This window comes from Rhizobium sp. USDA 4016 (genome assembly GCF_056279705.1).
In genome coordinates, this window is sequence record NZ_JBWCCY010000004.1 from 847,262 (window position 1) to 859,103 (window position 11,842).

Here is an 11,842-nt window from a genome sequence, read left to right on the forward strand (position 1 = left end):
TCGTTAATGTGGGCTTGAGACAGTATTATGATTTCTCGCATCTGCTTAAGTCTGAGACACCGAATTGCCGAAAAGGACACCGACCCGGTCGGAAAAGGAATTCCAGGATCTGTTAAGGCGCCTCGAGCTTGCGCTCGATGCGTCGCAGATCGGCGTTTGGGAGCACGATGTGCGCACCAACCAGATCCTCTGGGATGCGCAAATGCACCGGCTCTATCAAACGGGCGAGACCATGCGCGTCCTTCCCACATCGTTCTGGTTTGACGCGGTTCATCAGGAAGACCGGCAACGCGCAGTGCAGGAATTCGACGAGGCGATCGCCCGGCGTGGCGCTTATAATTCCGAATTCCGTATCATCCTGCCGAACGGCGAAATCCGGCATTTGCGCTCGCGGGCGCATTTCTACGTCAGCGAGGAGGGTGCTCCCTCATTCATCGGCGCCGAGTGGGACGTCACGGCCGATGTCATGCTGAACGCGGAGCTGAAGCGTCAGCGGCAGGTCGCCGAAGCGCGGGCACGGGCGCTCGAGGAAAGCAACGCACGGATCGAGTATGCTGCCGAACATGACTATCTGACCGGGCTGCCCAACCGCCGCCTGTTCGACAGGCGGTTTGTCGAACTGCATGCCGACAAGTCGATCTCGACGCTTGCGATCCTTCACCTTGGTCTCGACCAGTTCAAGCAGATCAACGATAGCTATGGCCACGCCGCAGGCGACGCCGTTCTGCGTGCGGCCGCGCTGCGGATGACGGCCGCCGTTCCGGGAAACAGCCTCGTCGCGCGCGTTGGCGGCGATGAATTCGTCATTCTGCTGTGGGATTTCGCAGGTGTCGAAGAGCTCACGCGCATTGCCGCGGATGTCCAGCAGCGGCTGCGAAAGAAGATCCGGTTCGGCCAGGAATTGCTGCAGTCCGGTACCTCGATCGGGATATCATGGAGTGCCGGCCGGCGGACGCGCAATCTGTTCACCGAGTCCGATCTTGCGCTCTATCAGGCGAAGAAACTTGGGGTAAACCGCATCGAATTCTTTACCCGGCAATTGCGGGAGGACCTGCTCAGCAAACGGCGTCTCGCCGAAGAGCTGAAGCGCGGGCTGGAGCGCGGAGAGATTGTTCCTTATTACCAAGTTCAGTTCGACGCCAAGACGCGGTCGATTTCCGGCCTCGAAGCGCTTGCCCGCTGGATTCATCCAGAAAGGGGTGTGCTGTCGCCGGCCGTCTTCTTGAAGGCCGCGGATGAGAATGGGCTGTCGGCGGATATCGACGCGGCAATTCTGAAAATGGCGCTGGAGGATCGCCGGCATTGGCAGGATCGGGGTACCGCCGTTCCGCGCATAGCGGTCAATATTTCGAGCGCGCGGCTGTTCGATCCGGCGCTGCTCGACAGCCTTCAGGCGCTGGAGGTTCCTCCGGGCGTATTCTCTTTCGAACTGGTGGAGACGATCTTTCTCGACGATCCCGATGACAAGCTGCTGAGCAACATCGATCAGATCAAACAGATGGGCATCGATATCGAGATCGATGATTTTGGTTCGGGGCACGCCTCGTTGATCGGGTTGGCAAGGCTGCGCCCAAAATGCCTGAAACTCGACCGGCAACTGGTGACTGACATAGTCGAATCCGAGGAGCAGCGCTGTGTCGTCAGCTCGATCATCGACATCGCCAAGGCGCTCAATGTGGGCGTGATTGCTGAAGGCGTTGAAACGGAGGGCCATGCCGAAGCGTTGACGCAGCTCGGCTGCGACATGCTGCAGGGGTACGCGCTCGGCTATCCGATGCCGGCTGCGGAGATCGGCAAGCTCATTTCGCCGGCCGGCCGGACCCCGGCCAAATCGGGCGCGGGCAGCCGGATGCTGGCGGTTACGGCTCGAGCTCCCGGCGGGCTTCCAGATACCATTCGACAAAGGCCCTGACGCCGGTTTCAAGCTTCGTATCGGGCTTGTAACCCGTCAGGGCGACAAGCAGGTCCGGGCTGGCGAAGGTGCGCGGCACGTCGCCCTTCTGCATCGGCAGCATTTTGCGCTGCGCCGGCTGGCCGAGCGCCTTTTCCACGGTCTCCACGAAGTCCATCAGGCTGACCGGCTGACCGCCGCCGATATTGACGACACGAAACGGCGCTTGGCGGGACAGCGTCTCGACCTTGTCGTCGGCGATGCGGTTTTCTTCCGAAGGCATAATCGCGGAAAGCCGCACGATCGACTCGACGAGATCGTCGATATAGGTGAAATCGCGGCTCATCTTGCCTTCGCCGTAGATTTCGATCGGCTGGGTTTTCCAGCATGCTCTTTACGAACTTGAAGAGCGCCATGTCCGGGCGGCCCCAGGGACCATAGACGGTGAAGAAGCGGAAGGCGGTGGTTGGCAGCTTGTAGAGATGCGCATGGCTGTGCGCCATCAGCTCCATCGACTTCTTGGTCGCGGCATAGACCGTCAGGGGCTCGTCGGCCCTGTCGGTCTCATGGAAGGGAACGCGGGGGTTCGCGCCATAGATCGAAGAGGTCGAGGCCAGCATCAGATGCTGCACATTGTGGCGCTCGGCAGTTTCCAGAATGTTCCAGGAGCCTTCGACGTTCGAGCTCAGATAGGCGCGCGGGTTTTCAAGACTGTAGCGGACGCCGGCCTGGGCCGCGAGGTGGATCAGGATGTCCGGCTTTGCCTGGCCGACCGCATCTTCGAGCGCCTTTTGATCCTCAAGCATGGCGACCACCGGCTTGAAGGCCGGGAACTGCGCCAGAGCCGCATGCCGCATATGCTTGAGCTTGACGCTGTAATAGGGCGTCAGGCCGTCGAAACCGGTAACCCGATGCCCATCCTGCAACAAGCGCCGCGCGAGATGAAAGCCGATGAAGCCTGCGGTGCCTGTTATGAAGTAATGCATTTTCTAACTCTACTCGGTCTTCTTGCCGACGGCAAAGTGGCTGAAGCCGTGGCGCGTGATTTCGGCGACGGGATAGATATTGCGCAGGTCCACGACGACAGGTTTCTTCATCGTGGTCTTCAGGCGCTTGAAGTCGAGCGCGCGGAATTCATCCCATTCGGTAACGAGCACGATGGCATCGGCGCTCTCGGCAATCTCGTAAGGGTCATTGCCATAGGTCACCGGCCCGAGCATTTCCTTGGCCGCTTGCATGCCTTCCGGGTCATAGACGTGAACCGTGGCGCCGCCGTCGAGCAAGGCCTGGATGATGGTGATCGACGGCGCATCGCGCATGTCGTCGGTGTTCGGCTTGAAGGTCAGGCCGAGGACGGCGATCTTCTTGCCGCGCACGCTGCCGTCGCAGGCGGCGATCACCTTACGACCCATGGCGCGCTTGCGGTTGTCGTTGATTGCAACCGTCGTTTCGATGAGGCGCATCGGGCTGTCATAGTCCTGCGCGGTCTTGACGAGCGCCAGCGTGTCCTTCGGAAAGCACGAGCCGCCATAGCCGGGGCCGGCATGCAGGAACTTGTCGCCGATGCGCTTGTCCATGCCGATGCCCTTGGCAACCTTTTGCACATCCGCACCGATCTGTTCGCAAAGGTCGGCGATCTCGTTGATGAAGGTAATCTTCATGGCGAGGAAGGCGTTTGCGGCGTACTTGATCAGCTCCGACGTGCGGCGCTCGCAGAAATAAAGCGGTGCCTCGTTGAGGTAGAGCGGCCGGTAGACTTCGCGCATGACTTCCGTGGCGCGCGCGTCTTCGGTGCCGATGACGATGCGGTCGGGGCGCTTGAAGTCGGTGATGGCAGCACCTTCGCGCAGGAATTCCGGGTTCGAGACGACGGCGATGTCCTTGCCAGGGAACTCTTCGCGGAAGATGCGCTCGATCTCGTCGCCGGTGCCGACGGGAACGGTGGACTTCGTGACGACGACGGTGAAGCCGCTGACGGCTGCGGCAATCTCGCGGGCGGCGGCATAGACGTAACTCAGGTCGGCATGGCCGTCGCCGCGGCGCGACGGCGTGCCGACCGCGATGAAGACGACATCGGCGTCGGCAACCGGTGCAGCCAGATCCTTGGAGAAATCCAGGCGGCCGGCGCTGCGGTTGTGCTCGATGATGGCATCGAGGCCCGGCTCGAAGATCGGCACTTCGCCGCGTTCAAGGGCGTCGATCTTCGCTTCGGATTTATCGACGCAGGTGATGTGGTGGCCGAAATCTGCAAGGCAGGCGCCGGAGACGAGACCGACATAGCCCGAACCAATCATAACAATGCGCATGGAATAACCTTCATCAAAAACGATCGCGGCCTGCCGGCGGCAAAACGCGATCGTGTTACAGGCGCACCGTTATAAATTCAAGACAGCCCCACTTCTCAGCTGCGCCCAAACTCGTCGACGATGCGGATGATATCGTCCTCGCCGAGGTAGGAGCCGGTCTGCACTTCGATCAGTTCGAGCAAGATCTTGCCCGGGTTTGCGAGGCGGTGCACCTCGCCGAGCGGGATATAGACAGACTCGTTTTCCCGCAGCATCTGCACATTCTCGCCGATCGTCACCTCGGCCGTGCCCTTGACGACGATCCAATGTTCCGAGCGGTGGTGATGCTTCTGCAGCGAGAGCTTCTTGCCGGGTGTGACGAAGATGCGCTTCACCTGGAAACGGTCGCCGTTGAAGATCGAGGTATAGCCGCCCCACGGCCGGTACGAGGTCGGATGGGTCTGCGTCAGTTTCGACGTTGCGGGCAGGGCGGCGAGCGTCTTGACGAGATCGCCGACGCTCTGGCTGTCCTGCAGCTTGCCGACATAGACGGCATCCTCACTGGCGATCACCGCGACATCTTCCATCCCCTGGACGGCAAGATGCACGCCGTGGCTCATCACCAGCGAGTTGCGGCTGTTGACAAGCGTCGTATTGGCGGTCGCGACATTGCCGTTCGGGTCGCGCGTCCCGGTTTTCCAGACGGAATCCCAGCTGCCGAGATCCGACCATTTGAAGGGCGAGGGCACGACAGCGGCATTGGCCGTCTTTTCCATGATCGCATAGTCGATCGAGATGCTGGGGGCCTTCGCAAAGGATTGGGCGTCGAGACGGGTGAAGTCGAGATCGCGCGTCGCCTTCGCAACAGCCTCACCGGCAGCGGCGACGACATCCGGCGCATAGTTGCGCATTTCCGCCAGCAGCGCGCCCACCTGGAACATGAACATGCCGGAATTCCAGTAGAAGCCGCCGGCAGCCACCATCTCCTTTGCCTTGTCCAGGGGCGGCTTTTCGATGAAGCGCTTGACGGTCTGTGCGCCTGCCGAAAGGTTCTCGCCGCCTTCGATATAGCCGTAGCCGGTTGCCGGCTCGGTCGGCTTGATGCCGAAGGTCACGAGCTTGCCGCTGGCGGCCGTTTCGCGCGCGGCGCGGACGCTGTCGAAATAGCTTTGATCGGCGACGATCTCATAGTCCGAGCCGAGGACGTGCATGATCACGTCCTTGCCGAAAAGGTCGGCGACGAGGGTGGCAGCGGCGGCAACGGCGGGTGCGGTGTTGCGGGCAACCGGCTCCAGCAGGATCGCCTTCAGCGGGTGATCGAGTTCGCGGGCCTGTTCGGCCACGAGGAAGCGGAATTCCTCATTGGTCAGCACGACCGGTGCTTCGTAAAGCGCCGGATCGGAGACGCGGGCGAGCGTTTCCTGAAACAGCGTCTTGTCGCCGATGAACTGAATGAACTGCTTGGGGGCTGCAGCGCGCGACAGCGGCCACAGGCGTGTGCCCTTGCCTCCTGCCATGATCACGGGAACGATCTTTTGCGTCATCGGGTGCGTTTCCTCAAAATCTTCTGTCTTCAATCAGTTCTGTGCGGCCCACTGCCTGATCCGGCTCAGTCCGGCTTCAAGCAACTGGCTTGCGGCATGTTCGGTTTGCGCTTCGACGTAGCAGCGCATCTCCGGTGCGTTGCCCGAGGGGCGAAAGTGGATGATGCGCCTGTCGGCCAGCGTGACGCGCAAGCCGTCGATGTCGCTCGCCGTGGACGGGCTTCCAAGGGGCTTCAGGAAATCCGCCAGGTTTTCCGGTAAGGCGCGCAGGTAAGCCATCAATTTTGCGCTGGTCTCGACGGGGAAGTTCTCCAGCCGATCGGCCGCCGCGATCGGGAGATTGTAGGAAGCGGCAATGGCCGACAGCGGCTTCTTTTGCGCCGCTGCCAGCGCAAGGACTGCCAGGATCGGCAGGAAGCAGTCGCGTGTCGGCAGTGCCTCCAGCGTCCTGCCATTGACGCTGAAATCCGAACCGGTCAGCAGGCCGCCATTGGCCTCGAAGCCCATCACGCGGTCCTTGCCTGCGAAGATCGCCTCCTGCATGCCGGCGATGACGAAGGGTGAGCCGACGCGCGTGCGGGCGACGGCAAAGGCGCCGGCGGCTTCGATGCCGGAGTTGGAGGTGACAGGCGTGACCACGGTCCCGGCATCAAGAAAATTCGCAGTGATCAGCCCCAGCAAGTCGCCGCGCAGGGGCGTGCCGTTCTCATCCGTCACCAGTGGCCGGTCGCCGTCGCCATCGGCCGAAACGAGCGCATCAAGGGTCAGCGACTGCGCCCAATCCTTGAGGAGCGCAACGGTCTGCGCCGAAACGGCTTCGGTATCGACCGGGATGAAGGTCTCCGATCGTCCAAGCGCGATGGCTTCGGCGCCGTAGTGCGACAACAGCTGCACCATCATGTCGCGGGCAACGGTGCTATGCTGATAGACGCCGATCCTTTGGCCGGAAAGGGCATTTTTGGCGAGAATGCCGGCATTGCGGGCCATGAAGGCTCTAGCGCAGTCGCCGGACCGGTCCTCGACCTTCGCTTTTTCCGCCATTGCCGCTTCAGGCAGGGAGCGGTCGAGCTTGACTGCAAGATCGGAAATCGCGGCTTCGTCCGCCTTGTCGATCTCGCCATCGGGTCGGTAGAATTTGATGCCGTTGCGGTCCGCCGGGATGTGCGAGCCGGTGATCATCAGGCTCGCGGCCTTGTTTCGGGATCCATGAAATGCCAGCGCTGGTGTCGGGACGGTGCCGCAATCGGCGACCCTGAAGCCAAGCGCGGTCAGCGCGAAAGCGCATGTCGCAGCGATTGCAGGGCTGGAATCGCGAAAATCGCGGCCGAGCATGACGAGGTCGCCTTTTTGCGCGCGCCCGCTCTCGAGAAGATATTGCCCGAACGCTGTCGCGTAGACCATCGACGCCCTGCCTTCCAGATCGGCGGAAAGGCCGCGCAGGCCGCTTGTTCCAAATTTCATGCGTGTTAAGCCTTTGCTGACGCTTGCTTTCCTGCGCGATTATCACCAGTCTAACGATACTTCGTAAATTTTGGCCGCGATAGGTGACTAAAATATTGCGCGCCTCCCTTTTCAGGGCAAATCTATCCCCCCTTCGGTGGAACGAGGACTATCGATGAGCGAACAGACCATCGCGCTCGAAGAGAGCTGGAAGGCGGCACTCGCGCCCGAATTTTCCAGTCCCTACATGCAGCAGCTCAAGGATTTCCTGCTGGTGCAGAAGCAAAGCGGCAAGCGTATCTTCCCTAAAGGGTCGGAATATTTTCGCGCGCTTGATCTCACTCCGCTTGCAAAGGTGAAGGTCATCATTCTGGGGCAGGATCCCTATCACGGCCTCGGACAGGCGCATGGGCTCTGCTTCAGCGTTCGACCAGGCGTGCGCATTCCGCCGTCGCTGGTCAATATCTACAAGGAGATGGAAACCGATCTCGGCATCAAGCCGCCGCGGCATGGCTTTCTGGAGCATTGGGCCCGCCAGGGCGTGCTGTTGCTGAACAGCGTTCTGACCGTCGAGGAGGCGCAGGCCGCGTCACATCAGGGCAAGGGCTGGGAGCGTTTCACCGATGCGGTGATCCGCAAGGTCAACGAGGAATGCGAGTCCGTCGTCTTCATGCTCTGGGGTTCCTACGCGCAGCGGAAGGCGGCCTTTGTCGATACCGACCGTCATCTCGTCCTCAAGGCGCCGCATCCGTCGCCGCTTTCGGCGCATAACGGCTTTTTCGGATGCAGGCATTTTTCGAAGGCAAACGCTTTCCTGCAGGCTCACGGCCGCGCGCCCGTCGACTGGGAGTTGCCCGCCAATCCGCAGGATGCCTAGAGTTTTCTGAACATCTCCGGACCGGTGTTCAATAAAAGGAGACAATGCGTTTTGGTCTCCGGGACTATTCCAAATCGCTCCAAGCAATCATCTATGACCCATGAAGGCTCGCCGCTGCGGGCAAGAAAGGGGTCTCGACATGCTCAACCAGATCAAGGGTCTGCACCACGTCACATCGATGGCGGAGGACGCCCGTACAAATAACCAGTTCTTCACAAACGCGCTCGGCCTGCGCCGCGTCAAGAAGACCGTGAACTTCGATGCGCCCGACGTCTATCATCTCTATTATGGCGACGAGACCGGTTCGCCGGGTTCGATCATGACCTATTTCCCGTTTCCCAAGATGGCGCAGGGCCGTCCGGGCACCGGCGAAGTCGGTACGACCGTTTTCTCCGTTCCCGAGGGCTCGCTCGGCTTTTGGAGCGACCGTCTCACCAAGCTCGGCGTCAGTGGTCTCAAGGCGGACGAGAGCTTCGGCCAAAAGCGACTGCACTTTGCGGGTCCTGATGGCGACGGTTTCGCGCTTGTTGAAGTCAGGGACGACGACCGCCAGCCCTGGACGCATGGCGGCATCGGCGAGGATCACGCCATCCGTGGCTTCCACTCCGTCGCCATGCGCCTTCGCGATGAAGGCGCGACGTCCGAACTCTTGAGATTCATGGGCTATGAGGTTCAAGACGAGAAAGACGGCGTGAAGCGGCTGGTGATGCCAGGCGGCAACGGTGCGCATCTGGTCGATCTCGAAACGATGCCGAATATCTCCCGTGCTCTGCCGGGCGCCGGTTCCGTGCACCATGTCGCCTTTGCTGTCGACAACCGCGAAAAGCAGCTCGAGGTGCGCAAGGCACTGATGGATACAGGCTACCAGGTGACGCCGGTCATCGACCGCGATTATTTCTGGGCGATCTATTTCCGCACGCCTGGCGGCATTCTCTTCGAGGTCGCCACCAACGAACCCGGCTTCGACCGGGACGAAGACACGGCTCATCTCGGCGAAGCGCTGAAGCTGCCGCAGCAGCACGCGCATCTGCGGCAACTGATCGAGCAGCACCTGCAACCGCTCGAAGCTTAAGGGGCAGATCGATGAACGACCACAGCTATGTGCACCGGCTCCATGCCGGTGCACCGGGAAAACCCATCCTCTTTGTGCTGCACGGCACCGGAGGGGATGAAAACCAGTTCTTCGACTTCGGACGGCGGCTTCTGCCCGATGCGACGATCGTCTCTCCCCGCGGGGATGTTTCGGAGCACGGCGCGGCACGCTTTTTCAAGCGCACCGGCGAGGGCGTCTACGACATGGACGATCTTGCCAGGGCCACGCAGAAGTTGGCGTCTTTCGTGAAAGACATGACGGTCGATCACGGCGCGTCGCACATCCTTGGCCTCGGCTTTTCAAACGGTGCGAACATCCTGGCGAATGTCTTGATCGAAAACGGGCTGTTCGATGCGTCGGCGCTCATGCATCCTCTCATTCCGTTTCGGCCGAAGGCGAATCGGGAACTCCAGGGCCGCAAGGTGCTGATTACGGCGGGCGAACGTGATCCGATCTCTCCGGTCGGTCTGACCCAAGCGCTCGCCGGCTATTTCACCGGGCAGGGGGCTGCGACCGAGACCGAGTGGCACCCGGGCGGACATGACATCCGTCCGAACGAGATCGACGCCGTGCGGCGCTTCTTCGAGCCTTATTTCTAACTACCGGAAGATTGGCGGCAGCGCTTCCGAGACCTCATTGTCCGGCGCGGGCATCCAGCGTCCGGTAGAAAAAAAGGCCCTGGTCCGCATCTGCGGACCGGGTGCCGCCTTGATCGTCATGATAAAATTGAAACTGTTCTCGCTGCTGAATTCGCGGGAGAAGACGACACTCGCGCCAAAACCTTCCTTTCTGACATCCTTCAGTTCTCGGATCGCGCTCAAGGCATCGTGAAAATCCAGCCAGTGCGATTGTGCGAGCACCGTTTCGAAAACGCGCATGAAAGACGGATCGAGCCGGCCCGCGCTATCCGTCGCCGGCCCGACGATCTTGGCGCGTATGTTGGAAATCGCGCCTTTGCGATCTCCGCGAATGATCAGAAACACAGAACTCAGCGGGCGCTCCCCATCTTCCTTGTAGACCTCTTGAAAAGAGCATTCATAGGCGCTGCTGCCCATGGCGGAGGCACGCCATTGGGTCATCTCAATGCCGGCCTTGCGCAACGTTTCGCACATGTCCGGTCCGGACTTCCGCCACGTCCGCAGGAAATTTCCGGCGAGCTCGGGCTGCGGAACCTCGATCAGCCTCGGCGGGATCTTGACCGGCAGCTGCGGAGCAGGCTTTGCAACCTCTACCAGCTGAAGCGGCGGTGGTTCTGGTTGCTGGACCTGCAGGTTGAGATCGTAGCCCGACAAAGCTGCCAGGGTGCGCAGATGGCGCATGTCGTTGGATAGCAGGACCGTGCCGGCAACGAGCGAGATCGAAAGCGTGAGCATCAGCCACAATGCTGCGCGGCGCTTGCGGCGCGGCGGCGGCGTTTTCATATGCAGGCCGGACGGTTGCGTGGCCAAGGCTTTCACTCGTTACAGATGCGCCGCGGGCATGTCTGCCCAATGATTGTAGACAGCATGCTTCAGGTTTGACTTGCAACCAAATTGAGCGCCGGACGGGCTATATTAGCAAAGAATTCACCTGGTTTGCGCTAGGACGGCCGGAAGCGGCCACGCGAACCAATCTGCAGTACCAGCAAAGCGGTGCTGTCATTTACGCTTTGCTGCTTCTGCGAAGTAATTCTCTTGAGATTTCAACGGCGTTGCTTCATGATAATTGTGATGCGAAGATTTTCGTGTCGTGCCTTATGACGATCGATGCAGGTCGTTTCAGCAATGAGCATGTTTCTTCGCGCCCGGTAGCGATGCCGCGGTTCAGACTTTAACGCTTTATTCTGCCCTGCAAACTTAAGGCAGGGTTTGCTTGGGAAGGTTGCATGAGTTCGGAATTTGCGGTTCGCGCGATGCGGCCGGGTGAGTTGGAGCTTGTGCTCGAATGGGCAAGGCAGGAGGGGTGGAATCCAGGACTCGACGATTCGCTCGCTTTCCAGGAAGCCGACCCGTCCGGTTTTTTCATCGGTGCGGTTGGTGAAGTTCCGGTCGGTTCCATTTCGGTGGTGAAATACGGCGAACACTTGGCGTTTCTTGGCCTCTACATCGTCCATCCGGATTTCCGTGGCAAAGGCTACGGCAAGGCGCTCTGGAATGCCGGCATGGCGTCTGCGGCCGACCGCACGATCGGTCTCGACGGCGTCGTCGCTCAGCAGGAGAATTACCGCAAGGCAGGCTTCGTACCTGCCTATACTACGATCCGGTATGGCGGCATTCCGGCGGTGTTTCCGCAATCCTCGCTCTTAGCGCATCCGGTGTCGGACAAGCTGGACGGGCTGTTCCGTTACGATGCCGCGATTTTCACCGAGCCACGCAATGCATTCGTTGCCGCATGGTGCAAGCGGCGGCGCGGGCGCAAGACGGCGATCGCGCGCAAGAGCGGCAAGATCCGCGGCTACGCCACGATCCGCCGCTGTTACGAAGGGTACAAGATCGGGCCGCTTTTTGCCGCCGATACCGATACCGCAGCCGCGCTGCTTGCCGAATTGCTGCCGGAGGCTGGCGGCGAGCCGGTGTTCATCGATGTCCCCGCCGAAAACAGGGAAGCGATCGCGCTTACCGAAAGCATGGGGCTCGAACCGGTATTCGAGACGGCGCGCATGTATCGCGGCACGGCGCCTGCCACTCCGCTGAGGAACGTCTACGGCGTCACGACGCTGGAACTCGGCTGATC

The 11,842-nt window shown here is 60.8% G+C and carries 9 protein-coding genes and 1 pseudogene; 5 read left to right on the forward strand and 5 right to left on the reverse strand.

Going from position 1 to position 11,842, the window contains the following annotated elements:
- The first annotated feature begins 64 nt into the window (after nucleotides 1-64).
- Nucleotides 65-1,912, forward strand: a complete 1,848-nt coding sequence (locus ACZ9DP_RS19350) for a putative bifunctional diguanylate cyclase/phosphodiesterase (RefSeq protein WP_476203307.1) — start codon at nucleotides 65-67, stop codon at nucleotides 1,910-1,912.
- Here the strand turns inward: ACZ9DP_RS19350 and ACZ9DP_RS19355 are convergent.
- The 4 genes and pseudogenes from ACZ9DP_RS19355 to ACZ9DP_RS19370 form a co-directional block, all read right to left on the reverse strand.
- Nucleotides 1,860-2,877: pseudogene (locus ACZ9DP_RS19355) on the reverse strand (NAD-dependent epimerase/dehydratase family protein). The gene ACZ9DP_RS19350 and the pseudogene ACZ9DP_RS19355 overlap by 53 nt on opposite strands.
- 9 nt (nucleotides 2,878-2,886) lie before the next feature.
- Nucleotides 2,887-4,197, reverse strand: coding sequence for a UDP-glucose dehydrogenase family protein (locus tag ACZ9DP_RS19360; protein ID WP_476203308.1), 1,311 nt, complete (start codon nucleotides 4,195-4,197; stop codon nucleotides 2,887-2,889).
- Between the two features lie 95 nt (nucleotides 4,198-4,292).
- Entirely contained in the window at nucleotides 4,293-5,720 is a 1,428-nt protein-coding gene (locus ACZ9DP_RS19365; protein ID WP_476203309.1) for a mannose-1-phosphate guanylyltransferase/mannose-6-phosphate isomerase, read from the reverse strand.
- Between the two features lie 33 nt (nucleotides 5,721-5,753).
- Nucleotides 5,754-7,181, reverse strand: a complete 1,428-nt coding sequence (locus ACZ9DP_RS19370) for a phosphomannomutase (RefSeq protein WP_476203310.1) — start codon at nucleotides 7,179-7,181, stop codon at nucleotides 5,754-5,756.
- A gap of 154 nt (nucleotides 7,182-7,335) precedes the next feature.
- On the opposite strand from ACZ9DP_RS19370, the gene ung reads away from it, so the two are divergent.
- The 3 genes from ung (at nucleotide 7,336) to ACZ9DP_RS19385 (ending at nucleotide 9,729) form a co-directional block, all read left to right on the forward strand.
- The gene (gene ung / locus ACZ9DP_RS19375) at nucleotides 7,336-8,037 is read left to right on the forward strand and encodes a uracil-DNA glycosylase (RefSeq protein WP_476203311.1); all 702 of its coding nucleotides are present in this window, start codon (nucleotides 7,336-7,338) and stop codon (nucleotides 8,035-8,037) included.
- A 139-nt stretch (nucleotides 8,038-8,176) separates the two neighbouring features.
- Nucleotides 8,177-9,109: a VOC family protein gene (locus ACZ9DP_RS19380; RefSeq protein ID WP_476203312.1), complete on the forward strand. Its 933-nt coding sequence runs from the start codon at nucleotides 8,177-8,179 to the stop codon at nucleotides 9,107-9,109.
- Between the two features lie 11 nt (nucleotides 9,110-9,120).
- Nucleotides 9,121-9,729, forward strand: coding sequence for an alpha/beta hydrolase (locus tag ACZ9DP_RS19385; protein ID WP_476203313.1), 609 nt, complete (start codon nucleotides 9,121-9,123; stop codon nucleotides 9,727-9,729).
- Here ACZ9DP_RS19385 and ACZ9DP_RS19390 read toward each other — a convergent pair whose 3' ends face one another.
- Nucleotides 9,730-10,578, reverse strand: coding sequence for a DUF6030 family protein (locus ACZ9DP_RS19390; protein WP_476203314.1), 849 nt, complete (start codon nucleotides 10,576-10,578; stop codon nucleotides 9,730-9,732).
- A gap of 416 nt (nucleotides 10,579-10,994) precedes the next feature.
- Here ACZ9DP_RS19390 and ACZ9DP_RS19395 point away from each other — a divergent pair, with 416 nt between their 5' ends.
- Entirely contained in the window at nucleotides 10,995-11,840 is an 846-nt protein-coding gene (locus ACZ9DP_RS19395) for a GNAT family N-acetyltransferase (protein WP_476203315.1), read from the forward strand.
- Nucleotides 11,841-11,842: the final 2 nt, after the last annotated feature.